At 70.4% G+C, this 24,295-nt stretch carries 23 protein-coding genes, 1 pseudogene and 1 riboswitch; of the genes and pseudogenes, 10 read left to right on the top strand and 14 right to left on the bottom strand.

Annotated features, from left to right (window positions below):
- Positions 1 to 53 precede the first annotated feature (53 nt).
- Positions 54 to 1,253 carry an N-acetylglucosamine-6-phosphate deacetylase gene (gene nagA, locus ACIQ7Q_RS17020; RefSeq protein WP_403861788.1) on the bottom strand — a complete coding sequence of 400 codons (1,200 nt, stop codon included), beginning with the start codon at positions 1,251 to 1,253 and terminating at the stop codon, positions 54 to 56.
- Positions 1,253 to 2,185 carry an ROK family protein gene (locus tag ACIQ7Q_RS17015; protein WP_403861785.1) on the bottom strand — a complete coding sequence of 311 codons (933 nt, stop codon included), beginning with the start codon at positions 2,183 to 2,185 and terminating at the stop codon, positions 1,253 to 1,255. The genes nagA and ACIQ7Q_RS17015 overlap by 1 nt, the downstream gene beginning before the upstream one ends.
- Positions 2,186 to 2,539: 354 nt before the next feature.
- Here ACIQ7Q_RS17015 and ACIQ7Q_RS17010 point away from each other — a divergent pair, with 354 nt between their 5' ends.
- The 3 genes from ACIQ7Q_RS17010 to otsB all read left to right on the top strand — a co-directional run bounded on the left by ACIQ7Q_RS17010 (position 2,540) and on the right by otsB (position 4,977).
- Positions 2,540 to 3,763, top strand: coding sequence for an extracellular solute-binding protein (locus ACIQ7Q_RS17010; protein ID WP_403862172.1), 1,224 nt, complete (start codon positions 2,540 to 2,542; stop codon positions 3,761 to 3,763).
- Between the two features lie 79 nt (positions 3,764 to 3,842).
- Positions 3,843 to 4,091 carry a DUF3263 domain-containing protein gene (locus ACIQ7Q_RS17005; RefSeq protein ID WP_403861782.1) on the top strand — a complete coding sequence of 83 codons (249 nt, stop codon included), beginning with the start codon at positions 3,843 to 3,845 and terminating at the stop codon, positions 4,089 to 4,091.
- A 10-nt stretch (positions 4,092 to 4,101) separates the two neighbouring features.
- Positions 4,102 to 4,977, top strand: a complete 876-nt coding sequence (gene otsB, locus ACIQ7Q_RS17000; RefSeq protein WP_403861779.1) for a trehalose-phosphatase — start codon at positions 4,102 to 4,104, stop codon at positions 4,975 to 4,977.
- Here otsB and ACIQ7Q_RS16995 read toward each other — a convergent pair whose 3' ends face one another.
- The 3 genes from ACIQ7Q_RS16995 to ACIQ7Q_RS16985 all read right to left on the bottom strand — a co-directional run bounded on the left by ACIQ7Q_RS16995 (position 4,978) and on the right by ACIQ7Q_RS16985 (position 7,927).
- Complete coding sequence (locus ACIQ7Q_RS16995) at positions 4,978 to 6,435, bottom strand: trehalose-6-phosphate synthase (protein WP_403861776.1); 1,458 nt, start codon at positions 6,433 to 6,435, stop codon at positions 4,978 to 4,980.
- Positions 6,436 to 6,587: 152 nt separating this feature from the next.
- Positions 6,588 to 6,920 (bottom strand): hypothetical protein, encoded by a 333-nt coding sequence (locus ACIQ7Q_RS16990; protein ID WP_403861773.1) that lies wholly within the window; start codon positions 6,918 to 6,920, stop codon positions 6,588 to 6,590.
- Positions 6,921 to 6,958: 38 nt separating this feature from the next.
- Positions 6,959 to 7,927 carry a glucosyl-3-phosphoglycerate synthase gene (locus ACIQ7Q_RS16985; RefSeq protein ID WP_403861770.1) on the bottom strand — a complete coding sequence of 323 codons (969 nt, stop codon included), beginning with the start codon at positions 7,925 to 7,927 and terminating at the stop codon, positions 6,959 to 6,961.
- A 162-nt stretch (positions 7,928 to 8,089) separates the two neighbouring features.
- Positions 8,090 to 8,217: riboswitch (SAM riboswitch) on the top strand.
- A 17-nt stretch (positions 8,218 to 8,234) separates the two neighbouring features.
- On the opposite strand from ACIQ7Q_RS16985, the gene thrC reads away from it, so the two are divergent.
- The 4 genes from thrC to groL all read left to right on the top strand — a co-directional run bounded on the left by thrC (position 8,235) and on the right by groL (position 12,506).
- Positions 8,235 to 9,530, top strand: a complete 1,296-nt coding sequence (gene thrC, locus ACIQ7Q_RS16980; protein ID WP_403861767.1) for a threonine synthase — start codon at positions 8,235 to 8,237, stop codon at positions 9,528 to 9,530.
- Positions 9,531 to 9,568: 38 nt separating this feature from the next.
- The gene (locus ACIQ7Q_RS16975) at positions 9,569 to 9,844 is read left to right on the top strand and encodes a MoaD/ThiS family protein (RefSeq protein WP_403861764.1); all 276 of its coding nucleotides are present in this window, start codon (positions 9,569 to 9,571) and stop codon (positions 9,842 to 9,844) included.
- A 436-nt stretch (positions 9,845 to 10,280) separates the two neighbouring features.
- Positions 10,281 to 10,484 (top strand): cold-shock protein, encoded by a 204-nt coding sequence (locus ACIQ7Q_RS16970; protein ID WP_005315736.1) that lies wholly within the window; start codon positions 10,281 to 10,283, stop codon positions 10,482 to 10,484.
- Between the two features lie 399 nt (positions 10,485 to 10,883).
- On the top strand, positions 10,884 to 12,506 hold the full coding sequence (groL, locus tag ACIQ7Q_RS16965) for a chaperonin GroEL (RefSeq protein ID WP_403861761.1): 1,623 nt from the start codon (positions 10,884 to 10,886) through the stop codon (positions 12,504 to 12,506).
- A gap of 164 nt (positions 12,507 to 12,670) precedes the next feature.
- On the opposite strand, the gene ACIQ7Q_RS16960 is transcribed toward groL, so the two are convergent.
- From ACIQ7Q_RS16960 to ACIQ7Q_RS16930, 7 genes and pseudogenes are all read right to left on the bottom strand, one after another.
- Positions 12,671 to 12,931: a Txe/YoeB family addiction module toxin gene (locus ACIQ7Q_RS16960; protein WP_403861758.1), complete on the bottom strand. Its 261-nt coding sequence runs from the start codon at positions 12,929 to 12,931 to the stop codon at positions 12,671 to 12,673.
- Positions 12,928 to 13,179: a type II toxin-antitoxin system Phd/YefM family antitoxin gene (locus ACIQ7Q_RS16955; RefSeq protein ID WP_403861755.1), complete on the bottom strand. Its 252-nt coding sequence runs from the start codon at positions 13,177 to 13,179 to the stop codon at positions 12,928 to 12,930. The genes ACIQ7Q_RS16960 and ACIQ7Q_RS16955 overlap by 4 nt, the downstream gene beginning before the upstream one ends.
- A 104-nt stretch (positions 13,180 to 13,283) precedes the next feature.
- Complete coding sequence (locus tag ACIQ7Q_RS16950) at positions 13,284 to 14,516, bottom strand: MFS transporter (protein ID WP_403861752.1); 1,233 nt, start codon at positions 14,514 to 14,516, stop codon at positions 13,284 to 13,286.
- 213 nt (positions 14,517 to 14,729) lie between these two features.
- Complete coding sequence (locus tag ACIQ7Q_RS16945) at positions 14,730 to 16,325, bottom strand: serine hydrolase (protein ID WP_403861749.1); 1,596 nt, start codon at positions 16,323 to 16,325, stop codon at positions 14,730 to 14,732.
- Positions 16,326 to 17,222 (bottom strand): hypothetical protein, encoded by an 897-nt coding sequence (locus ACIQ7Q_RS16940; protein WP_403861746.1) that lies wholly within the window; start codon positions 17,220 to 17,222, stop codon positions 16,326 to 16,328.
- 225 nt (positions 17,223 to 17,447) lie between these two features.
- The gene (locus tag ACIQ7Q_RS16935) at positions 17,448 to 17,705 is read right to left on the bottom strand and encodes a DUF397 domain-containing protein (RefSeq protein WP_403861743.1); all 258 of its coding nucleotides are present in this window, start codon (positions 17,703 to 17,705) and stop codon (positions 17,448 to 17,450) included.
- A pseudogene (locus ACIQ7Q_RS16930) lies at positions 17,686 to 18,527 on the bottom strand (helix-turn-helix domain-containing protein). Before ACIQ7Q_RS16930 ends, ACIQ7Q_RS16935 begins: the two are co-directional and overlap by 20 nt.
- A 118-nt stretch (positions 18,528 to 18,645) precedes the next feature.
- On the opposite strand from ACIQ7Q_RS16930, the gene ACIQ7Q_RS16925 reads away from it, so the two are divergent.
- Both ACIQ7Q_RS16925 and ACIQ7Q_RS16920 read left to right on the top strand, forming a co-directional pair.
- Positions 18,646 to 18,864: a hypothetical protein gene (locus ACIQ7Q_RS16925; RefSeq protein WP_403861740.1), complete on the top strand. Its 219-nt coding sequence runs from the start codon at positions 18,646 to 18,648 to the stop codon at positions 18,862 to 18,864.
- A gap of 350 nt (positions 18,865 to 19,214) precedes the next feature.
- Positions 19,215 to 21,536: a hypothetical protein gene (locus tag ACIQ7Q_RS16920; protein ID WP_403861737.1), complete on the top strand. Its 2,322-nt coding sequence runs from the start codon at positions 19,215 to 19,217 to the stop codon at positions 21,534 to 21,536.
- A gap of 51 nt (positions 21,537 to 21,587) precedes the next feature.
- Here ACIQ7Q_RS16920 and ACIQ7Q_RS16915 read toward each other — a convergent pair whose 3' ends face one another.
- Both ACIQ7Q_RS16915 and ACIQ7Q_RS16910 read right to left on the bottom strand, forming a co-directional pair.
- Positions 21,588 to 22,931 carry an MFS transporter gene (locus tag ACIQ7Q_RS16915; RefSeq protein ID WP_403861734.1) on the bottom strand — a complete coding sequence of 448 codons (1,344 nt, stop codon included), beginning with the start codon at positions 22,929 to 22,931 and terminating at the stop codon, positions 21,588 to 21,590.
- The gene (locus ACIQ7Q_RS16910; RefSeq protein WP_403861731.1) at positions 22,928 to 23,521 is read right to left on the bottom strand and encodes an ArsR/SmtB family transcription factor; all 594 of its coding nucleotides are present in this window, start codon (positions 23,519 to 23,521) and stop codon (positions 22,928 to 22,930) included. Before ACIQ7Q_RS16910 ends, ACIQ7Q_RS16915 begins: the two co-directional genes overlap by 4 nt.
- Positions 23,522 to 23,648: 127 nt before the next feature.
- On the opposite strand from ACIQ7Q_RS16910, the gene ACIQ7Q_RS16905 reads away from it, so the two are divergent.
- Entirely contained in the window at positions 23,649 to 23,912 is a 264-nt protein-coding gene (locus ACIQ7Q_RS16905) for a DUF4158 domain-containing protein (RefSeq protein WP_403861728.1), read from the top strand.
- The last annotated feature ends 383 nt before the right edge of the window (positions 23,913 to 24,295 follow it).

The raw sequence follows: 24,295 nt of genomic DNA, 5'->3' as shown, positions 1-24,295 counted from the left end.
GGTTGGCCCAAGACCCCGTGGACCGACCGCCTTGCCGTGCATCGCGGGCGGAATCACACCAGGGCCGGGTCGACCACCCAGTCACCGTGGCGCATCACGCCCTTGAGCGTGAAGTCCGCGTCGAGGACCACGAGGTCCGCGTTCTTGCCGGGCTCCAGCGAGCCGGCCCTGTCGTACACGCCGAGCAGCTTCGCCGGATTGGCGGAGATGGCCGTGACGACGTCCTCGACGGGGATGCGGTCGACGGTGACGGCCCGCTTGAAGGCGGTGTCCAGGGTGAGGGTGGAGCCCGCGATCGAGCCGCCCTCGACCAGCCGGGCGACGCCGTCCTTCACCTCGACCTCGAGGGGGCCGAGCTGGTAACGGCCGTCGCCGAAGCCGGCCGCGTCCATGGCGTCGGTGATGAACGCGACCCGTCCCGCGCCCGCGCTGCGGAAGGCGAGTTCGAGCGCGGCGGGGTGGAGGTGGGTGCCGTCGTTGATCAGCTCGACGGTGACCCGCTCGTCCTCCAGCAGCGCCGCGATCGGGCCGGGGGCGCGGTGGCCCAGGGCCGGCATGGCGTTGAAGAGGTGGGTGGCGACGGTGGCTCCCGCGTCGATGGCCTCGCGGGTCTGTTCGTACGTCGCGTCCGTGTGGCCGATCGCCGCGATGACGCCGTGGTCGGCGAGCAGTCGCACGGAGTCGAGGCCGCCCGGCAGCTCGGTTGCGAGAGTGACCATCTTCGCGGTGCCGTGGGCGGCGTCGATCAGCTTGCGGACCTCGGCCGGGTCGGGGTCGCGCAGCAGCTCCTCGCTGTGGGCGCCCTTGCGGCACGGCGAGATGAACGGCCCCTCGAAGTGGATGCCCGCGAGGTCGCCCTGCTGGACGAGCTCGGCCAGGAAACCGGCCCGGTGGGCGAGGAAGGCCATGTCGCCGGTGACAGTGGAGGCGACGAGAGTGGTGGTGCCGTGCCGCCGGTGCGTCAGCACGCCCCGCAGGACGTCCTCGGCACTGCCGGAGGTGAACGAGGCCCCGCCACCTCCGTGATTGTGGATGTCGACGAAGCCGGGGACGATCCAGTGCCCGGACAGGTCGCGCACGGGAGCGTCGGCGGGCGCGTCCGCGGCGATCCTCGTGCCCTCGACGACGACGCGTCCGTTGTCGACGGTCCCGGTCGGCAGCACCACCCGTGCACCGGCCAGAACTGTGCTCGGCGGGCGGTGCGGGCTCGTGGCGTGAACCGTGCTCGTGGCGCGAGCGGCGCTGGCGGCCATCAGGCGGGTACCTCCTTGGCGAGTAGATCCCAGGCGAGCAGCCCTGCGCCCAGGCATCCGGCGGTGTCCCCGAGGGCCGCCGGGACGATCGTGGGCAGCTTCTGGAACGTGATGCGTTCCTCGACCGCCGCCCGAAGGGGTGTGAACAAGGTTTCCCCGGCCTCGGCGAGGCCGCCACCGATGATCAGGGTGCGGGGGTCCAGCAGGGTGAGTGCGGTGACGAGGCCGTCGGCGAGGGCGTCGACGGCCTCCTGCCACACCGCGGTCGCGGCCTTGTCGCCTGCCTCGACGGCCTTGGCGCAGTCGGCGGCGTCGACGTCCGGGTCGCCACAGGCGGCGGCCCAGGCGCGGGTGACCGCCGCGGCGGAGGCCAGCGTCTCGAGGCAGCCGCGCTGCCCGCAGCCGCAGGCGGGGCCGCCGGGGCGGACGACGATGTGGCCGATCTCGCCGGCGCAGCCGTGGGCGCCTGCCTCGATGGCGCCGCCGATGCCGATGGCGCCGGCGATGCCGGTGCCGAGGGGGACGAACAGGAACCGGTCGGTGCCCTGACCGGCCCCGATACGGCCCTCCGCGAGTCCGCCGGTGCGCACGTCGTGCCCGAGCGCGACGGGGATCTCGCCGAGCCGCCCGCTCAGGAGCTCGCGCAGGGGGACGTCGCGCCAGCCGAGGTTGGCGGCGTAGACGGCGATGCCATGTTCGGCGTCGACGATCCCGGGGACGGCGACGCCGGCGGCCTCGGCGGGCCGGCCGAGGTGTTCCTGCCCGTGGGCGCGCAGCTCCGCCGCGAAGCCGAGGATCGACTCCACGACGGCGTCGGCCCCGCGCTCGCGCCCGGTGGCCCGCCGCGCCTCGTGAAGGAGTGTCCCGTCCGCCCCGACCAGGGCAGCCTTCATACCGGTGCCGCCCACATCGAGGGCGATGACGTGTCTCACGCGAACAGTCTCGCGCGTGGAGCCGGAAAAGGTCTAGTCCACTCCCGAAATTGTTGCCGCTCCATACAAACCGCGACGGCGCCTCCCGGCCGACCCGCGGGGAGGCGGCGGCTCTCCCGGCGCGGCGGCGACGCGTTGCCGGGGAACGGACCCGGGGTGCAGGCGTTGTGAAAGTGAGACCGCAGTGGTGTAGACCTTGTATCTCCGGGTGGGGAAAGATCGCTCCCCATCTCACAGGACGTCGCGGGGGACCGACTGGGACAAACGGACAACACGGATCTATGAAGCAGAGGGTGGGGAAGAGCTGTGCAGCGGCGCTTCTTTGGTGTGACCGCGGCCGTCGCCGCACTGGGCATGACGGTTTCGCTCGCGGGATGCGGCACCTCCGGCGGTTCCGGTGACGTCACCCTCAAGCTGGTGGCCGCCGACTACGACGTGGCCGGCGGAGCGAGCAGCAAGACGTACTGGGCCGATCTGACGGCCGCGTTCGAGGCCCAGAACCCCGGCATCGACGTCGAGGTCCAGATCGAGTCGTGGAACGACGTGGACCGCAAGGTCGCCGAGATGGTCAAGGCCGGTGAGGCCCCCGACATCGCGCAGATCGGCGCCTACGCCGACTACGCCGCGGCGGACAAGCTGTACTCCGCCGACCAGATGCTCTCCATCCCTGTCCAGTCCAACTTCCTCCCGCCGCTCGTCGACGCGGGCGAGACGAAGCGCGTCCAGTACGGGCTGCCGTTCGTCGCCTCCACCAGGCTGCTCTTCTACAACAAGGAGCTCTTCGAGGAGGCCGGGATCACCGGGACCCCCGACACCTGGGCGGAGCTGCAGGCGGACGCGGAGAAGCTGAAGCTCAACACCGACGTCACGTACCCCTTCGCGCTGCCGCTCGGCCCCGAGGAGGCCCAGGCGGAGACGCAGATGTGGCTGCTCAGCGGCGGTGGCGGCTACACCGACGAGCTCGGCAGGTACGCCATCGCCTCGGATCAGAACATCAACACCTTCGAGTGGCTGAAGGAGAACCTGGTCGACGAGAAGCTCACCGGCCCGGTCGCTCCCGGCGAGCTCAACCGCAAGGACGCTTTCGCCGCGTTCACCCGCGGCGAGGTCGGCATGCTGAACGGCCACCCCTCCCTGCTGCGGGCGGCCGAGAAGGCGGGCGTCGACGTCGGCACGGTCGCGCTGCCCGGCCGGCAGGGCAAGGCCGAGGCGTCGATGGGCGTGGCCGACTGGATCATGGGCTTCAAGCAGAACGGTCACCGCGAGGAGATCGGCAAATTCCTCGACTTCCTCTTCACCGACAAGAACGTCCTCGAGTTCGCCGGTCAGAACGACCTGCTGCCGGTGACGGTCTCCGCCCGGGACGCGATGGAGGACGACCCGGAACAGGCGCACCTCAAGAAGTTCCTGGAGGTGCTCCCGGGCTCCGTGCTCCCGCCGGTCGGCAAGACGTCATGGGCGTCGGCCAGCGAGAACATCAAGAAGAACATCGGCGACGCCGTGGGCCCCGGCGGCAGCCCCACCCGCACGCTGGAACGGATATCCCGCGACGCCAAGACGGCCGAGAGCGCCGAGTAGACGCCCCGAGGTGCGCCGGGCCCCGCACCCCGTACGCCCCGCACCCCGTACATGGACCGGACCGTCAGTGCCCGCCGATATGTTGGATCGTATGACCGACGACCAGGAGCTCTCCGAGCGCGACCGGGCCGTCCTGGCCATGGAACGGCGTTCCTGGCCGGGGCCCGGCGCCAAGGAGCGGGCGATCAGGGAGCAGCTCGGCATCTCCCCGGTCCGCTACTACCAGCTGCTCAACGCCCTTCTCGACGACGCCCGCGCCCTTGCCCACGACCCGGTGACCGTCAACCGGCTTCGGCGTGTGAGGGACGCGAGGAGAAGTCGCCGCTAGGGTCGGACGCATGGGCAGCTCCCCGCACGCAGAGTACGCAGACTCCATGCCGACGCCGTCCACTCCAGCCGGCCGTGAGGGCCTCGCGGCGCTCCTCGACCGGCCCGACAGGGCGGTGATCGCTCTCGACTTCGACGGCACCCTCGCCGAGATCGTGGCCGACCCCGAGCAGGCGCGCGCCCACGAACGCGCCGTCCCCGCACTGGCCGCGCTCGCGCCGCACGTGGCTTCCGTCGCCGTGGTCACCGGCCGGCCCGCCGGGGTCGCCGTCCGCTACGGCGGCTTCGCCGGTGTCGACGGCCTGGACCACCTCGTCGTCCTCGGCCACTACGGCGCGGAACGCTGGGACGCGGTCACCGGGACCGTGAGAGCGCCGGCCCCCGACCCGGGCGTCGCGGCCGTCCGGTCCGAGCTCCCCGGCTTCCTCGACGGGATCGGGGCCTGGCAGGGCACCTGGATCGAGGAGAAGGGCCGTTCCGTCGCGGTCCACACCCGCCGCGCCGAGGACCCCCAGGCCGCTTTCGACGCCCTGCGCGAACCCCTCGCCGCGCTTGCCTCCCGGCACGGCCTGATCCTGGAGCCGGGCCGTATGGTCCTGGAACTGCGCCCGCCCGGCATGGACAAGGGCGTGGCGCTGTCCGAGTACGTGCGCGAGGTCGGTGCCGAGGTCGTGCTCTACGCCGGTGACGACCTGGGCGACCTGCCCGCGTACGGCGCCGTCGACAAGCTCCGCTCGGACGGCCTGCCCGGTCTGCTGCTGTGCAGCGGTGGCGCCGAGGTCCCCGAACTGGCAGAGCGCGCCGACCTGTTGCTGCCCGGCCCTGCGGAGCTGGTCGACTTCCTCGCCGCCCTGGCGCGGCGGATCCAGGAGGGCACGAGGTCCTAGCTAGGCGCCCTCGCGCAGTGCGTCCAGCTGGTCGAGGAACCACTGCCGCGGCGGCAGCGCGGTCGCTGCCGCCGCGAGGCGCTTGGAGCGCTCGGCCCGTTCGTCGGCGGGCATGGACAGCGCCTCGTGCAGGGCCGCGGCCGTGCCGCTGACGTCGTACGGGTTGACGGTGATCGCCTCGTCGCCGAGCTCCTCGTGGGCGCCGGCCTCCCGCGACAGCACCAGGGCGCAGCCGAGGTCGGTGACGACGGGGACCTCCTTGGCGACCAGGTTCATGCCGTCCCTGATGGGGTTCACGAGGGCCACGTCGGCCATCCGGTACGCGGCCAGTGAGCGGGCGAAGTCGTCCTTGACGTGCACGACGACCGGGGTCCAGCCGTCCGTGCCGTACTGGGCGTTGATCTCGTCGGCCAGCCGGGAGACCTCGGCCGTGTAGTCGCGGTAGACCGCGAGATCCTGGCGCGAGGGATAGGCGAGCGCGATGTGCACGACCCGCTCGCGCCACTCGGGGTGCTGCTCCAGCAGCTCCCGGTAGGCCAGCAGCCCCCGGACGATGTTCTTGGACAGCTCGGTGCGGTCGACGCGCACGATCGTCCTGCGGCCCTCTCCGACCTGCTCGCGCAGGGCGGCCATGCGCTCCTCGACGTCCGGCCGGGCGGCGCGCTCGCGCAGGAAGTCGGCGTCGGCTCCGAGGCCGTGCACCCCGAGCCGGGTCCGTCTGCGGCCGTGGCCGGGCATCCGGTACTCGAAGGCCGGCTCGTGGTCCTTGGGCCACAGCGACGCCCCGTCGTACTGGGACAGCACGGAAGAGGCGCAGCGCTGGAACGAGTGCAGCCAGCGCTTGGTGAGGAACCCCAGGCGGTCCGCGCCCAGCATCCCCAGCAGCAACTCCTCCGCGATGTCGTCCGGCAGCATCCCGAAGTACTCGGGCGGCGCCCACGGGGTGTGCGAGAAGTGCCCGATCCGCAGGTCGGGGCGGATTTCGCGGACCATGCCGGGTACCAGCGCCAGGTGGTAGTCCTGCACCAGGACCACCGCGTCGTCGGCGGCCTCCGCGGCGATCGCCTCGGCGAAGGCCCGGTTGCACAGCCGGTACGCGCTCCACTGCCGCCGGAAGTCCTGGTCGAAGGCCGGCTCCAGGGGCGTCTGGTACAGCATGTGGTGGACGAACCACAGCACCGAGTTGGCGATGCCGTTGTACGCGGCGGCGTGGACGGCCGCGTCGATGTCGAGCATCCGTACACCGGGCTCTCCCACCCCGCGCCGTACCGCCTCCCGGTCGCCCTCGCTCAGCGCCGAACACACCCACAGCGACTGTGCGTCGGAGCCGATGGCCGACAGGCCGGAGACGAGCCCTCCACCGCCGCGGCGGGCGTCGAGCCCTCCGTCCTCGGTCAGCGTGTACGAGACAGGGCCGCGGTTGGACGCGACGAGGATCTGTGCTGCGTCGGAGACCATGTGCCGAACCCTAGCCCGTACCGCCGGGCCTCAAACGTGTGGTTTCGGGCGGGTCGCGGGCCGCGGGCCGGGCCTCGCTCGGGCACGGCCGGTGCGGGTGGCTTGCGTCCGGGGCTTGCGCGCCCTTGGGCGGGCCGGGCCCAGGTGCGGGGTCAGTGGTCGCGGCGGCGGCCGCGGGCGGCTGCCACCGCGACGATGCCGACCGCGGTGAGGCTCAGCGCGACACCGCCGAGCAGCCACAGCTGTTCCGCCGTGCCGCCGGTGCGGGCCATCTCCACGTGGTGTTCGCGGGGCGTGTCCTGCTCCGCCGGAGCCACCGACGCCGCGGGGGCCGCCAGTGCCGTCGTAGGGGCGGCCGGGCCGAGAGTCGCGGCGGCGGTGACCGCCAGCGTGCCGATGAGCCGGGTCAGCCGCTCGCGGCCGACAAAGGGCGTGGCCCTGCGGTGCCTGCCGCGCGCCGGTGCAAGAAATCCGATGAGTCCCATACATCGGAAATGTATGCAAAATGACCGGCGGTTCCTGCTTATGCCGCGCGACGCGCCGCGTACTCACCGATCTCGAGCATTGGCGGACGTTCCTCGGTGTCCACCTGGTAGGTCCGTGGCGCGAAGCCGTCGTCGACCCGCTCGAACTGGGTGATCGACGGGCGCACCAAGTGAGGCCGGGACAGTCGCAGTTGGGCCGTGCGGTAGATCGTCGCGGCCATCCTGCCGAGCGCCTGCCCGTCCTGGTGGCGGTGCTTGCGGGTGCCGACGTCGACCTGCGCGAGGGCGTCCAGGCCGACCAGGTTCAGCGAGTCGATCAGCAGGCCGAGCTCCACGCCGTAGCCGACGGGGAAGCGCAGTCGCTCCAGCAGGGAGCGCCGTGCCGCGTACTCGCCGCCCAGCGGCTGGACGAAGCCGGCGAGCTGCGGCCAGTGCAGATTGAGCAGCGGGCGGGCCACCAGCTCGGTCACCCGGCCGCCCTGGGCCGGTGTCCCGTCGGGGCCGGGCGCGGCGCCCCCGCCCAGCGGGCGGTCGTACATGGCCTTGACGAACTGGACCTCGGGCTCGGTCAGCAGCGGACCGACGATGCCGGAGACGAAGTCGGGGGAGAAGTCGCGGAGATCCGCGTCGACGAAGCAGACGATGTCGCCGCTCGTCACCATGAGTGACCGCCAGAGCACCTCTCCCTTGCCGGCCACGGCGGGCAGTCCCGGCAGGATCGAGTCCCGGTGCACCACCCGGGCCCCGGCCGCGGCGGCCACCTCGGACGTGCGGTCGCTCGAGGCCGAGTCGATCACCACCAGCTCGTCGACGAGCGGCACGGCCTCCATGAGCTCCCGGCGGATGATCGTGACGATGTCTGCGACCGTCGCTTCCTCGTTCAGCGCTGGTAGCACGACACTGACCGTCGACCCTTGCCTGACCTTGGCGGATATCAGCCGGTCGAGCGAGCGGTCGGATGCGGACCAGGAGCGCCGGCTCAACCAACGCGCCACCTCATCGAGCACGTCGCGTCTCCCTTGACAGTAGGTCGTGTGATCCATCTCGCGGGTCGGACGACTATCTCAACCGTCCGAGGGTTCGGTTACAGTCTTGAGCAACGCGAACGACCCTCGCATCTCGGGGGGTCGACGCACACAAACGCCCGGACCGCATGTCCGGTGCCATACCGCTCATCCAGAGGGGCAGAGGGAACGGCCCGTTGAAGCCCCGGCAACCCTCCCGCCGACCGCGAGGTCACGGTGGGGAAGGTGCCAATTCCGTCTTGTGGCGAAGTGCGTCACGAGGAAGATGAGGAGAAAGGGCCTCGCCATCATGGCTGCGCAGACTGTCGCAAGCACCCCCGCCACCACGCCCGTGGATCTCGGACCCGCCGCCGCACTTTCGTGCCGCGAGTGCGGACAGCGCTTCGCACTCGGACCGATCTTCGCCTGCGCCGAGTGTTTCGGGCCGCTCGAAGTCGCCTACGACCTGCCGAGCGGCGACGTCGAGAAGCTCCGCGCACAGATCGAGGCGGGCCCCGCCAACATCTGGCGCTACGCCCCCCTGCTGCCCGTCCCCGTCGACGTGGCCGACAAGCCCAACCTGAACCCGGGCTGGACCAAGCTCGTCAAGGCCGACAACCTCGCCCGCGAACTGGGCGTCACCGGCGGCCTGTTCATCAAGGACGACTCCGGCAACCCGACGCACTCCTTCAAGGACCGCGTCGTCGCCCAGGCCATCGAGGCCGCTCGCGCCTTCGGCTTCACCACGCTCTCCTGCTCCTCCACCGGCAACCTCGCCGGCGCGGTCGGCGCCGCCGCCGCGCGGGCCGGCTTCCGCTCCTGCGTGTTCATCCCGCACGACCTCGAGCAGGGCAAGGTCGTCATGGCCGCGGTGTACGGCGGCGAACTCGTCGGTATCGAGGGCAACTACGACGACGTGAACCGCTTCTGCTCGGAACTCATCGGCGACCCGCTGGGTGAGGGCTGGGGCTTCGTCAACGTCAACCTGCGCCCGTACTACGCGGAGGGCTCCAAGACACTCGCGTACGAGATCTGCGAGCAGCTCGGCTGGCGGCTGCCCGACCAGCTCGTCGTCCCGATCGCGTCCGGCTCCCAGCTGACGAAGATCGACAAGGGTCTGCAGGAGCTCATCAAGCTCGGACTCGTCGAGGACAAGCCGTACAAGATCTTCGGCGCCCAGGCCGAGGGCTGCTCGCCGGTGTCCACGGCTTTCAAGGCCGGGCACGACGTCGTGCGCCCGCAGAAGCCGAACACCATCGCCAAGTCGCTCGCCATCGGCAACCCGGCCGACGGGCCGTACGTGCTGGACATCGCGCGCCGCACGGGCGGCGCGGTCGAGGACGTCAACGACGAGCAGGTCGTCGACGCGATCAAGCTGCTGGCCCGCACCGAGGGCATTTTCGCCGAGACGGCGGGTGGCGTGACCGTGGGCGTGACGAAGAAGTTGATCGAGGCGGGCGTCCTCGACCCGGCGCTCACCACCGTCGTCCTCAACACCGGTGACGGCCTCAAGACCCTCGACGCGGTCGCGGAGACCTCGCAGGCGACCGCCGTCATCCGCCCGAGCCTGGACGCGTTCCGCGACGCGGGCCTGGCCGCTCACTGAATCCGCAACCCGCCGTACTCCGCCGAGAGGTGACGAACATGAGTGTCAACGTCCGCATCCCCACCATTCTCCGTACGTACACGGGCGGCCAGGCCGAGGTCCCGGCGAAGGGCGCGACCCTCGCCGAGGTCATCGCGGACCTGGAGAAGAACCACACCGGCATCGCCGCCCGTGTCCTGGACGACCAGGGCAAGCTGCGCCGTTTCGTCAACGTCTACGTGAACGACGACGACGTCCGTTTCGAGCAGGGTCTGGAGACCGCCACGCCGGACGGCGCGGGCGTGTCGATCATTCCCGCGGTCGCCGGCGGCTGACGGAAATAGAGGGTCGGGCGACTGAGCCTTCCCCAGAGATTTACCCGCAGTTACAGAAATTGCCCCCTCCGCAAGAGAAGCGGAGGGGGCAATTCTGCATGGTTGAGCGCGATAGGGTCTGGGAAGCCCCCTCCGCCGGCCGCTCGAGAATGCCTTCAAGTTCCGCAAGAATGCGGCCAAACTGTGCGATCGAATTGCCTCTTAGGCGTCATTTGCCGGGCCCGACTTGCCCCGGAATTACATGAATTCATATGAATCGGCCGTTCGGTCCTGCCCAGATTTCTCGTCCGACTGACCTGTTGCAGAGGGCAGTTGGGCGGATACATTCAGCCGCGGTCGACGCGTTCCGGCGCACACCCCTCCTGCTGGGGTGGAGGTCTGACCCAGGGTCGCGAAGTGCGGTCCTGCGCAAGGGCCAGTAATAGGGGAGTTAGGCATGGCTCAGGGCACCGTCAAGTGGTTCAACGCGGAGAAGGGGTACGGCTTCATCGCGGTCGACGGTGGTGCGGATGTTTTCGTCCACTACAGCGCGATCCAGATGGACGGGTACCGCACCCTTGAAGAAGGTCAGCGAGTCGAATTCGAGATCTCGCAGGGCCAGAAGGGTCCGCAGGCGGACATGGTGAAGCTCGCCGTCTGATCTGTTCCAGGCGCGATCGGCCACCGACGCACTCACGCGCGAGGGGCCCGCATCCCGGTCACGGGAGGCGGGCCCCTCGTGCGTGCGCGCAGGGCGCGCCCTGCGTGTCCGCGCCCTGCGTGTCCGCGCCCGGCGTGTCCGCATCCTCGAAGTCCTTGCGCCCTCCGTCTCCCGACCGCCGCGCCGCATCGAGGCTTCTTCGAAGCCGCTTGCACTCTCGGGGGTCGAGTGCTAATCATTGGCGTTAGCACTCTCCCAGTGAGAGTGACAGAACTTGGATCGGGTCGGTGAGGTCCGCACACCCGGTGGGGCAAGGAACCACAGGGCACGCAGGCCGTCCGTCGCGGGCACCGGATGCGATCCGAAGCAATCCACCCCAGTCCGGGAGGACCACTTCACATGGCCAAGATCATCGCGTTCGACGAGGAGGCACGGCGCGGTCTCGAGCGCGGGATGAACCAGCTCGCCGACGCCGTCAAGGTCACCCTTGGCCCCAAGGGCCGGAACGTCGTCCTCGAGAAGAAGTGGGGCGCCCCCACGATCACCAACGATGGTGTTTCCATCGCCAAGGAGATCGAGCTCGAGGACCCGTACGAGAAGATCGGCGCCGAGCTGGTCAAGGAAGTCGCCAAGAAGACGGACGACGTCGCCGGTGACGGTACGACCACCGCGACCGTCCTCGCCCAGGCGCTCGTCCGCGAGGGTCTGCGCAACGTGGCCGCCGGCGCCAACCCGATGGCCCTGAAGCGCGGCATCGAGAAGGCCGTCGAGGCCGTCTCCGGTGCCCTGCTCGAGCAGGCCAAGGACGTGGAGACCAAGGAGCAGATCGCCTCCACCGCCTCCATCTCCGCCGCCGACACCCAGATCGGCGAGCTCATCGCCGAGGCCATGGACAAGGTCGGCAAGGAAGGCGTCATCACCGTCGAGGAGTCCCAGACCTTCGGTCTGGAGCTGGAGCTCACCGAGGGTATGCGCTTCGACAAGGGCTACATCTCGGCGTACTTCGCCACCGACATGGAGCGTATGGAGGCGTCCCTGGACGACCCGTACATCCTGATCGTCAACTCCAAGGTCGGCAACGTGAAGGACCTTCTTCCGCTGCTGGAGAAGGTCATGCAGTCCGGCAAGCCGCTGCTGATCATCGCCGAGGACGTCGAGGGCGAGGCTCTGTCCACGCTCGTCGTGAACAAGATCCGCGGCACCTTCAAGTCCGTCGCCGTCAAGGCCCCGGGCTTCGGCGACCGTCGCAAGGCCATGCTGAACGACATCGCCATCCTCACGGGCGGCACGGTCATCTCCGAGGAGGTCGGCCTCAAGCTCGAGAACGCCGGCCTGGACCTGCTGGGCCGCGCCCGCAAGGTCGTCATCACCAAGGACGAGACCACGATCGTCGACGGTGCCGGTGACAGCGAGCAGGTCGCCGGTCGCGTCAACCAGATCCGCGCCGAGATCGAGAACAGCGACTCGGACTACGACCGTGAGAAGCTCCAGGAGCGCCTCGCGAAGCTGGCCGGCGGCGTGGCCGTCATCAAGGCCGGCGCCGCGACCGAGGTCGAGCTCAAGGAGCGCAAGCACCGCATCGAGGACGCCGTTCGCAACGCGAAGGCGGCCGTCGAGGAGGGCATCGTCGCCGGTGGTGGCGTGGCCCTGCTCCAGGCCTCCTCGGTCTTCGAGAAGCTCGAGCTGACGGGTGACGAGGCGACCGGCGCCAACGCCGTGAAGCTCGCGCTCGAGGCCCCGCTCAAGCAGATCGCCGTCAACGGTGGTCTCGAGGGTGGCGTCATCGTCGAGAAGGTGCGCAACCTGCCCGTCGGTCACGGTCTCAACGCCGCGACCGGCGAGTACGTCGACATGATCGCCGAGGGCATCATCGACCCCGCGAAGGTGACCCGCTCTGCCCTGCAGAACGCGGCCTCCATCGCGGCGCTGTTCCTCACCACCGAGGCCGTCATCGCCGACAAGCCGGAGAAGGCCGCCGCGCCTGCCGGTGGCGGCATGCCGGGCGGTGACATGGACTTCTGATCGACCGACAGGTTGATCAACCGTCCTTGACCGAGGGCGGCACCCCACTCCCAGGGGGTGCCGCCCTCGGGCGTTTCCGCGCACGCCCGTCAGTCCGCGTACCCCTTCAGCTTCTCGGTGTCGAGCGTCCCTCGGGCGGGCCCGGAGGGTGCGGGGGTCCTGCCTCAGCGCTCGTAGTGGTACCTGCAGGCGGCGACCCGGATCTCGTCGTCGACGATTTTGTAAACGAGCCTGTGCTCGTCGGTGATGCGGCGGGACCAGTAGCCCTGGAAGCCGTGCCTCAGCGGCTCGGGCTTGCCGATGCCCTCGTTGCCGTTGCGGGCGATGTCCTGGAGCAGGGTGTTGATCCGCTTGAGGACCTTGCGGTCCTGGGCTTGCCACCAGACGTAGTCCGCCCAGCTCGACTCGTCCCAGACGAACTTCATTCGGCAAGCTCCCGGACGGTGCCGCCGCCGTTCTCCAGGCGGTCGATGGATGCCAGCAGGCGTCGGGCGTTCTCGGGACTGCGCAGAAGGTAAGCGGTCTCCTTCAAGGACTCGTATTCCGCGAGCGCCACGATCACCACCGGCTCGCGACCGGACCGGGTCACTATGACCTCTTCGCGGTCGTCGACCACCGCGTTGAGCGTCTCGGCGTACTTCGCCCGGGACTCGGTGTAGGTCATCGTGCGCATCGTCGGCTCCCATCATGTACATAATCCTGTACGTACAGAAAACCGTACGTGCCGGGGTGGTGTGTGGCAAGCGGCTTGTTCGTGCCGACGTCCTCGACCGGTTCCTACTCCGCCACCTGCCCGGAGGGCGCCGGGGTCGGGTTCGTCGACGGCACAGGGCGGCCCAGGGCGACGGCTACCGCCAGGTACGGCAGGGCCAGCAGGGCGAAGACCGTGCCGTGCGACGCGTGCGGGGACAGGGCCGCGTACGCACCGAAGGCCAGCAGGGAGGCGACGTTGGTGCCCAGGCCGGTCAGCGAGGTGACGGTCGCACGACTCGGCCCGGTGATGGCCGCCTGGAGGCGGGCGTCGGCCAGCACGTCCGCCAGCTGGAAGACCAGGAACGCCGCCCCGAGAGCCGCGAATCCGGCGGCCGTGCAGGACAGGGCGCCCGCCCCGAGCGCCACCGCCGCTGCCGCGACCATCGCGCCGAGGGCGCGGCCGGAGAGCCGTTCCCCCGGCCCCACCAGCAGCGAGCCGAGCGTCACGCCGACCCACACCATGAGCACCAGCAGCGGGACGGTCTCGTCCGCGACGCCGGTGGAAGCGGCCAGCAACGGCACGTACTCGTCCAGCGCACCCCATACCGAGGTGATCACGACGGCGAGGATCATCGTCCGCCGGACGGCCCGGCTGCCGCGCACCTCTGTGATTCCGGCGCACAACGTCGCGATGCAACCGGGCCGTTCGGCCTTCTCGCGGTGGACGGCGGCGCGGTGTTCGGGGAGCGTCGCGCCGGCCGCCGCGCACAGCAGGCAGGTGGCGATGCTGGCGCCCCACACCAGGGCGTGACCGCCGAAGGCGAGCGCGGGCGCGGCGGCGGCGGTGGCGGCGGCCGTCGCCGCCATGCCCACCGCGGCGGCCCTGCCCATGATCTGCCCGTACCGGTCGGCGGCGCCGAGCCGTTCGAGCTCGTCGTGGACGAGGGCTTCCGTCGAGCCGGACCGCAGGGAGCCGCCGACGGCCCAGAGCGTGAAGCCGGTGGCGTAGGTGAGGTACGAGGGCGTCAGGGCCCACAGGGCGAAACCGACGGCCGTCAGCAACGGGCCGACGACCATCATGGCGCGGCGGGACACGACGTCGGCCCACACGCCGGACGGCACTTCCACCACGAGGCCGACGATGCACCAGATGGCGAAGAGCGAGGAGATCTCGGCGGTGGTCAGGCCGTTCTCGGCGAACAGCAGGGCGTAGAGCGGATAGAGGAGGACGAAGTCCTCAAGGCCCGCGTAGGCGTACAGCCTTCGCCGCAGACTGCGGACGCGGGGGTCGGACGGGCACGACGAAGAGGCGAGCATGCGTGTGGTCCTTCGGAGGAACGGACGGGGGACGCCGGGTGCTCACCCGTGCGGCGGCCCGCGACAGCCCGTTCCTGGACCCGCTGCGGTGGATCAATGTCGTCGTCGGCTCATGGGCCCGATCTTACGCTCGGAGACGGGCCTCGGGCCTCTCGATATCGAGGGCGACGCGTCGGCTCTTCGGGGAAGCGCCGGCGCGTTTCGTTGCGTGCGCTACTCGCGTGTGAACGTGCCGAGACCCGTCTTGTCGAGGCTTTCCACGCGGACCTTCGAGGCCTTGCCGGCCGAGTGGACGGTGAAGGTGACGCCGGTCGGGCCGACCGCGTTCTCGCCCACCGTGGTGAAGCTGAAGGTGTTCCCGTCGTAGTGGGTGAGCGGGAACCGCTGAGGTTTCGGTCCCAGTTGGAGGATGAGCCTGCCGTCGGCCGCGGCGGTGACTGTCAGGGGACCGTAGTAGTCGTTGCGGTAGGTCCCTGTGTACGTGTCGTCGGGCTGTGCGTTGGCCGCGTCGGACGGTGGCCTGGTGTAGTCGGTGGGGGAGCGGGCCTTCTGCTCTTCCTGCTCGTAGACCTTGCCGATCCTGGTCAGCCAGTCGCTGGCCGGCTCTCCGTACTGGGCCGTGTCGTAGAAGTTGAACGAGATGGCGTCCGCGAGACCCACCGGCTCCCCGTTGGTGAGGACGACGATGCCCAGCTCTTCGCTCGGCAGCATGCTGACGTTGGTGTTGGCGCCGAGGGCGAACGCGCCGGAGTGGCCGAGCCGGAGTCTGCCCTGGGCGTCGTAGCCCACGTTCCACCCGAGGCCGTAGAAGCCTGCGCGGCCGGCAGGGTTGGCGGGGGGCTGGGAGACGATCGCGGGGAGGTGGGTGCGGGCGAGCGGGGCCGTGGGGATGATCTGGTCGTCGCCGAGTGTGCCGCCCGCCAGTTGCAGGCGCATCCAGCGGGTCATGTCGCGGGCCGTCGAGCTGACTCCGCCGGCGGCGGAGGTGACGTCGGTGTCGCGTACGTACTTCGGCTCCCAGTCGCCGTCCGCCTTGACGTGCATGACCGCCTTGTTGCCCGCCTGCTCGTAGTCGGCGAAACGGGAGCTCGTGGAGTTCATGCCGGCCGGGGCGTAGAGCGTGTCCTCGGCCAGATCCTCCCAGGGAGTGTTCTTCGTATTGGCCACGGCCTCGCAGGCGGCCGTGACGCCGAAGTTGGTGTACGCGTACGAGGCACGGAAGGGTGCCAGGGGCTCGTGACGCAGGCGCGAAAGCACGTAGCCGCGGCCATAGCCGAGGTCCTCGAGCAGATCGCCCGCGTGGTCGGGCAGGCCGCTGCGGTGCGAGAACAGGTCGGCGAAGGTGACGTGTTCGGTCACCCACCGGTCGTTGAGGGCAAAGCCGGGGAGGTGTCCGGCCACGGGGTCGTCCCAGGCGATCGCCTTGTCGCCGACCGCTCCGGCGACGACGGTCGAGGCCAGTGGCTTCGACACCGACGCGAGCTGGAACACCGTGTCCGGCGTGACGGCTCCGGGCTTGCCGGCCTCCCGTTCGCCGAAGCCCCGGATGTGGACGACCCGGTCCTTGTGGACGACCGCAACGGCCACGCCCGGCACGCCGGTCCGCTTCATGCCGTCGAGGACGATGCTGTCGAGCCGTGCGACCGCGTTGTTCACCTGTGTGTCGGTCAGCTGGGGCCGTGGTGGGGGTGGCGTTGCAGCGTCGGCGGCCGTGACACAGGTCGTCGCCAGCAGGGAAGCCATGACCGCTGCGGTGAGCGCTCGACTCCTGCGGTGTCCCGAACCGCGTTCGACACCCATGGGTTCCATTCAACGCCGGGGCGGGGCCTCTGTCGCGCGCTGCGGATCGGTGCTGGTCACGGCCGCCGTGGGGCCGGCGGTCGTTTCGAGCGCGCGGGTCGCCGCCGCGCGGGCCTCGGCGGCGTGGGCGCGGACGCGGGCGGCGGGGAGAGTCGGTGGTGAGGGCGGGGACGTTCCGCGGCAGCGGGCGCAGGCGCCGTCCACCAACGCGTCGGACCGGCCCGGGGCCCCGCACTTGGCGCATTCGAGGACCCGGATCGGCGGCGGCACACGCACCGGCTCCGGCGGCAGCTTGTCGATCAGGCGGCGGCGGGCGAGCGCGGCGGGGGCGTGCACGGGCGACGGCAGGCCGGCCGTCAGCGCCTGGGTGATCCGGCGGGCGTCCGAGCCGCGCGCGAACCACTCCTCCACGAGCGGCGCGAGCGCCTCGCACTCGGCGTGCGACAGCGACATCACCGGCTGCTCACGGCCCAGCGCCGCCAGCAGGACGTACGACCGCGAGCGGGTCGGCCGGCGCTTCTCCACGGGCACGTCACCGCGCTGGAACGCCGCCCACCAGGCATCGTCGCGCGCGGTACGGGACCACCAGGTGCGGGTCACCCACAGGAGCGATCCCGCCTCGCTCTCCACCAGCTCGAGACCGCGCCGCAAATGACCGGCCTCGATGAGGCGGCTGAGGATACGGGCGGTGGCGTACTGGCCGTAGGTGGTGTGCTTGGCCAGCGTCTTCACCGAGATGTCGCTGTTCTCGGCGAGCTTGTCGATGTACGCGGCGAGGGGCCGGTCCCGCTTCGGGAGGTGGTCGAAGTCGTGGTCCGTGCGGGGACGTTGATCCGGCGCGAGACGCTTGCCGTAGCCGGGGTTGGCGAGGGGATGCGGGGCAGCACTAAGCTGGCAGTCAGCCATGGATCGAGTCTCTTTCGATCTTGATGGTCAGACCCCCGCAGGTGTTCCAGCACCTGGCGGGGGTTGTTCGTTTATCGGAACGCTAGAGCGTGATGACGCTGCGTGGCAAGTCGGTCGCGTGACGTCAACTCGACAGGGCGGGTGGGTGGGTTGAAACAGGCCCCACCGCCCTGATCATTGTCAAGAGCGCTCGAATCTCGGGACTTGAGCTCCGGAACTACTGACTCAGCCGCGCTTGAGGTCGGCGACGAAGGCCGACCAGGCGGCGGCGGGGAACGCGAGGTGCGGGCCGTCGGGGTCCTTGGAGTCACGGACGGGGACGATGTCCGGGTGGCCGTCCGCGACTTCGAGGCAGTTGCCGCCATCGCCGCCGCTGTAGGTCGACTTGCGCCAGGTGGCGACTTCGAGGCAGTCGCCGCCGCTGTGGCTGGACTTGTGCCAGACGGCCGTCGTCAGGTCGTACTCAAGGCTGCTCGTCTTCATGCGCGTAATCCTCCGCCACTGACTCGATCAGGGCCAGGGACGTTTCCGGCGACAGTGCGCTGGCCCTGACGAGATCGTAGGTCAGCTGGTGGCGGGTGACCGTGGCCGGATCGTCCTCCAACTGGCCAGCGCCGGGGCTTTCGAGATAGGCGAGCGGGGGCGCGTCCGGGAAGGACATCAGTTTGAGCGCGCCGTTCATCGAGGCGTGCGCGCCCGTCGCGAACGGCACGACCTGGACGATGATCCGGTGCCGTCGCGCCAGGTCCGCCACGTGGCGCAGCGCCCCGGTCATCACCGCCGGACCGCCCGTCTTCCTCCGTAAGGCAGCCTCGTCGAACACTGCCCACAACAACGGCGTTGTTGGATCGGTCAACAGGCGTGCGCGGTCCAGCCTCGCCGCCACCAGCTCGTCGATGACCGGTTCGGGGCCGTCGGCTGGTACGCGCGGAACACGGCCCGTGCGTACGCCTCCGTCTGGAGCAGGCCCGGGATGAGCAGCGGCGCGTACTCCTTGATGGTCTCCGCCGCCGCTTCCGCCTCCGCCGCCTCGGCGAAGTGGTCCGGATAGCGCGACTTGTTGGACACCTCGCAGTTGCGGGTGAAGAAGGAATCCGTGCCCAGGACCTCGTCCAGGCGCACGGCGTGCTCGGGGAGGATGCGGCGCGTGCCGGCTTCCATCTGTCCGATGTAGGAGCCGCTGACGAACATCGGCTCACCCAGCTCGTCCTGCGTGAGGCCGGCTCTTGTGCGGGCGTGGCGCAGCTCCGCGCCGAGCAGGGCGCGCGGCGAGGTCGACGGGTCGAGGTCCTTGGGTCCGGGCATGGTGCAACTCCCCGATCGACAGGTCGCGTTGTTGGGCCGCCGTCTCTTCCCAGGCTAGCCCGCGCTTGTACACGCTGGGTGAGGAATCGGAACACTGTGTACTGGAGGTGCGGAGGGCATGACGGTGGTGCGATCGGCCGAGCGGCTGCGGACGGCCGAGGAGGTGGTGGCGCAGCTCAGGGCCGGGCTGGAGGTGGTGTCGGTGACGTTGCCGTCGCTGCGGGTGGATGTGGTGTCGCTCGCGGGCGAGGCGCCGTATCCGCTGATCGACCTGGGGCGCTGCGACCTGGACACGGCCCTGCGGCTGGCGGCCGTGCTGCAGGGGCTGGAGAAGTGAGCGCGCCGGGCGAAGGCGGGTACGTCGTCGACGTCCGGGACGGGCGGGTCGGCATCCTGATGGGCAGGTCGGCACGTATGTGCAACTGCGGCCGCCGGGCGGTGGCAGGGAGTGGGACTGCCCGCCCGGAGACGTGCGGCCGGCGACACCGGGGGAGGCGCTGAGGGCGCGGGTGCGGGAGGTGAACGCGCGGGCAAGACTGCTGTGACGGGCCCGGCGGCGAGCCCCTCAACGGTCACGTCACGCCACGTGCCGGTGCATGTGGAGGCATTGGGGTGTTCGGCGGAGGGAAAGCCCTCCCCCGACGGGCCGGACGCGGCTCGCCGACCAACGGAATCAGGGGGAGCGACATGTCATTGACCAGACGACGCACCGGGCCGCGGGACCTGGCCGCATCCGTGCTGATGCTCGGTTTACTGCTGGGTGCGGGCGGCGGCCCCGCGGAGGCGTCCGCCGGGGCGCAGACGCAGTCGTCGGTCCGCACCCAGAAACCCACGGCGGAAAGGGACCGCAAACCCGCCCCGTCCGGCAGATCGATGACCCGGATCGACGGCGACTGGTACCGCGATCCCATCGGTCACCGGTCGTACGTGTACCGGCAGGCGGTGTGGGGCCACCGGTCACAGCTCGAAGGGGGCGCGAACCCACAACGGATCGACGGGTCGCGGAACGTCGCGATCGGGTTCGTGGACATCACGGGACTCGACGACGTGGACACCCGGGGCCTGGAAGTGGTGGAGACCGCCGCGTTGAAGCACGACGACCCTGCGCTGTACGAGCGGTTACACATGGAAGCACGCCCCGGGATCAAGAAGTTCGTCGTCGTCCCGCGCGCCAACGAGGCCTCGGCGGGCGTGGTCGGCAACCACTCCGAAGAGCACATCCTCGTCTGGGACCTGGCCTTCCTGAGTCAGAACGCGCGCAAACCGGTGGCCGAGGAACGGCTCTTCGTGATCTACAGCGATCGTTCGCCGTGCAAGCCGCGGTGTGCGGGCAGGATCCCTGCCACCACTGATGTCATGTACGCCGTCGTGGACGGCTTGGGCTCGGCCGACGAGATGAACGATCTGATCAACAGTGCCAAGGCGAGTGCCCGCGCCGAGGAGGCCACCGTGGCCCGGGAGGTGGCGGCACAGAAGCAGCTGAGCAAGCAGCGCAAGGCCGCGGAGCAGCAGCGGATGCTGCAGATGAGGAAGGAGAACCAGTTCTTCCGGAACCCCCGCTCCGCCAAACCGTGTGACGGCCAGGCCCTGGGCATGCGTTCCCAGCTGACGACCAACGCGCTGACCGCTCCGCGCAAAGCACCGACGGCGGCCGACCCGTGCGGAGAGAGCGACACCGCGGGCGGCACCGCCGACGGCCTGAGCCGAGCGCTGACGCAGCCCGTGCCCCAGGCGCCCGGCGGGATCGACTTCTCGTCCCTGCAACTGCGCTATCTCTCCGACCCCGGCGACGGAAGTGGTCTGCAGTACTCCTTCCAGGCACCCGTCTCCGCCGACGGCGGCAGTTCTCCGGCGACGGGCCTCGAAGCCGCCGAGGGCAGTTCCGACGCGTTCTTCGTCTGGCTCGCCCTCGACCCGTCGGCGTTCTGGGTCAACCTCAATCCCAACGAGCCGGACCGCATCGTCGACGACCGGCTCGGCCGTACGGACGCCGGACGTGTCCTGCTCGAAGCCGATCTGCTGATGAAGAAGACGATCGGCAAGCTCATTCACCCCCACTCCGTACGAGGCCGTAAGTTCTGGGACGGCATCCGGGGGGACTGCATGTCGTACCGGACGTGGATCCTGCCCGCACCCGCATCGGTCCGCCAGGACGGCGACAAGCTCTACATCCTCGACGCGCCCCTCGACGTCAGGATGGAGACCCAGTACCTGGAGCAGCGGGGCGAGTCCGCCACCGGTTCGTGCCCCCAGCAGGACAAGGCCACCGAGAACCACAACGAGCAGCACTTCCGCAGCCTGATCCTCACCGAGCTCAAGAAGGCGATCAACACCGCGCCCGAGTACGCCGAACTGCGCCGCGTCTATCTCGCCCGGGTCGCCGCCGAGTGGTACCGCGACCTGAGCCGCAGCAAGGACACCACCTACGGTGACCTCATCGGCACCGGCGACATCGACGACTGGCGGATCACCGGCCCCTGGAAGCCGACCGACACCTTCGACCGGTTCGTCGAGTCGTACACCAAGGGCGAGTTCAAGGTCACCGACAGGACCACCGAAGGCGGGACCACCTATGTACGCAGCTATGTCTACGGTGGCGTCGACTTCAGCAGGATTCCCTTCACGAAGGTCTCCGGCGACCGTTTCACTGCGGACTTCGCGAACCTCCCCGAGAAGGTCAACCGCTCGCTGAGCGCGCCGTCCGACGACGGCAAGGGAGCGATCTGGCTCGGCGCGCCCACACCGCGTCAGGCAGCCGACCTCGAACCGGAACCGCAGGTGCCCGCGCAGCGCGGGGCAGCCGACCCCGGTCCGCAGGAAGAGCCGCTGGCCACCGGCGCGTTGGTGTTGCGTCTGCTGCCCGTGGTTCCAGCCGCAGCGGCCTTGCTGTTCTGGTGGAGACGACGCCGCCTGAATGTCGCCGCTGCGGAAGGACCTCGGCGGAGCGCCGCGGTTCCCGCCGCACGGGAGGGCGCCCGACGCGACCGCGGGCAGGACGATTTCTTCTGAAGCGGTCAAGGGCCGGGCGGGCGTACGTGCGGACCGACGCCTGCCCGCTGCTCAACTCCCGGGAACCGGCTCCTTCGTGGACAGCGGCCCAGCGGTGCTCGCCGTCCCCGCGGGCGTCACGGGCTTCGCCCGGCGGGTCCACAGCAGAGCGCCGAGCAGGAGGGCCGCGGCGCCCACCAGCCACGGCAGCGGGCCGATCGGGAGCGAGCCGACAGCCAGGCCCACGAGCGCGCCGACCGACTGGAGGGCGAGGGACTTCACGGAGAGGGCCGTAGCGCGGACCGAGCTGTCGACACGGTGGTGGAGCAGGTCGTTCTCGTTCGGTCCTGCCGCGCCGAGACCGAGGTAGACGAGCGCGTATCCGGTGACGGCGAGGGCCAGGGCGACGGGGCCGTCCCACGCGGTCGTCACGCCGAGCAGCGTCAGGCCGCCCGCGCTGATGCCGATGCTCGCCAGTACGGCGTGCTCGCTGCTGCCCGTCAGCCGCGCGGCCGGCGGTGCGCAGTGGCTGCCGACCGCCGTGCAGACGAAGCCCGTGCAGGCCAGCGCGGCGAAGAGCACGGCGCCTGACTCGGCCGCCCCGGTCAGCCGGGCGGCGCGCCCCGGGGTGAGGAGTTCGATGGTGGCCAGCGCCGCGCCGACCGCGCCCGTCGTCAGCAGGACCCTGCGGATGAGCGTGTCCCCGGCCCCCAGGCGCAGCCCGCCCGCCACCGTGGCCGGCACGCCGCGGAACACCGAGCGCAGGGTCGCCGGCGGCCGGGGCGGTTCCGGCAGGGCGGAGAGCACGTACACCACGAAGGCCACCCCGACCGCCGCGCCGAGCAGCGCCGGGACCGACAGCGGCAGCACCCGGCCGCCGGTGGCCGCGCTCAGCCAGGAGCCCGGGTCGGGGCCGAGGCCGAGCAGAAGGGGCAGAGCGCCGCCGAGGAGCGTGCCCGCGGCGAGCGCGGCGGCGGACGCGGTGCCGCCGCGTGCGAGTCCCGTGCGCAGCTCGGCGCCGGGGCCGGAGTGGGCCTGGACGGTGTCGACGTACCAGGCCTCCGCGGGCCCGCTGGACAGGGCACGGCCGGAGCCCATGAGGAACATCGCGACTGCCAGCGCCCAGACGGTGGTGCCGAGCGCCATCACGGTGAGGGCGGCGAGGTTCAGCATCCCCGCGGCGGCGAGGACGGGACGGCGGCCGATGACGTCGGACAGTCCACCCGTCGGCAGTTCCATCACGGACACGGTGATCGAGTGGACGGCGAACAGCCCGGCGACGACGGCCAGACTCATGCCGCGCTCGGTCAGGAGCAGGACCTGGGAGGGGATGTAGAGGCCGACCGGGAGCCAGAAGAGGAACGTGACCGCGACGAACCGGCGGCGGGCGGAACGCGGTTCCAGGAGCCGGTTCATGAGTGGTCCTCCGGACGGACGGCGAGACCCGCGGTGAAGAGCACGACCTGCTCGGCGCACGGATCGCCCTCGTCGCGGGCGGCCAGCTCGGTGACGGCGCGGCTGAAGGTCTCCGACAGCTCCGTGAGCGCTTCGGGTGTCAGCCGTGCCACGACGTCGGTGAACCCGGATGCTTCCCGCCACTCGTCGCCGAGCCGCCCGGCGGTCACATCCTCCTGATGGCGGACGAGGGAACGCTCGAGGTGGTCGAGCTGGGCGCGGCGTGCCACGTCGACGAACGCCTGCGCCTCGTCGGAGCCGGTCATCGCGGCGTTGCTCCAGCTGGTGACCTCGTGCACGGCCTTCCAGCGCCGCTCACGTCCGTCGCGGTGCTCGGCCTCCGCGATGAACGCGTACTTGGCGAGCACGCGCAGGTGGTAGCTGGTCGACGCGGACGACTCGCCCGTCCTGACCGCCAGTTCGCTCGCGGTGGCGGGCCCGTCCATGCGGAGCATGCCCAGCAGGCGGATAGGGAGGGGATGCGTCAGGGCCTTGAGTGCGGCGGCGTCTTCGCGGGGGTCGAGCACGCGGTGTCGTTCGGCATCGGTCACGGGGGGAGCGTAGAGCGGGTCCCGCCGGTGATGCTGCTGGATTGAACGCTAAGGAATGATCACGGTTCGGTAGTCTCGGTTCGATCACTGCCGGGACGGTTACGGGCGCTTCGCCGGTGAGCCGTCAGTGCAGGAGCTGGAGGAGTTCTTCCGGCTGAACGCGGTGGCGCTGGGGCAGGCGGCGGCCAAGCGTCGGCCTCACAATCGGCTGGGCTGGGCGGTTCAGTGGGGCACCGTACGGATGTTGGGCACCTTCTTGTCGGCGTCGGCTGAAGTACCGCCCGGGGTGGCCGAGTTCGTCGCGGAGCAGCTGGGGATTGATGATCCGTCGTGTCTGAAGTTGGTGGTGGACGCCCCGGTGGAGCCGGAGTTCCGCCGGGGGCTGCTGTGATCAACCCCGACGGCCGGCAGCGGGGTCACGTTCGGCGACGTGCCGGGCGACGGCGTCGACTCCGGGAGGAGCGTAGGGTTCCAGGGGGCGTGGAGGGAGCCGGCCAGCAGCATCGGCATGCACGTTCCGTTCTCCGCGTCGTGTGTCAACGCGCTATGCCTGAGCCGGTGCAGTGTCCAGCCGTCCAGATCCTCGATGTTCTCGAGTGAGGCGAGCGGGTTGGCCAGGAGCAGGGTGTTCTCCCCAAAGACTTTCTCGGCCCGGCGGTAGGAGAGCCGGGCCCGGCTGATCTCTGGGCACACGTCGAGCGTCGGTGCGAGCGGTTCAAGGCCCGCTGCGTACTCCTGGACTCCGAAGTGCAGGATGCGCTGGAGCAAGCCGTC

This window comes from Streptomyces sp. NPDC096176 (assembly GCF_044763255.1).
In the GTDB taxonomy this organism is placed as follows: domain Bacteria; phylum Actinomycetota; class Actinomycetes; order Streptomycetales; family Streptomycetaceae; genus Streptomyces.
Note: the sequence above shows the minus strand (reverse complement) of the source record. Positions and strands in the feature narration are given on the sequence as shown.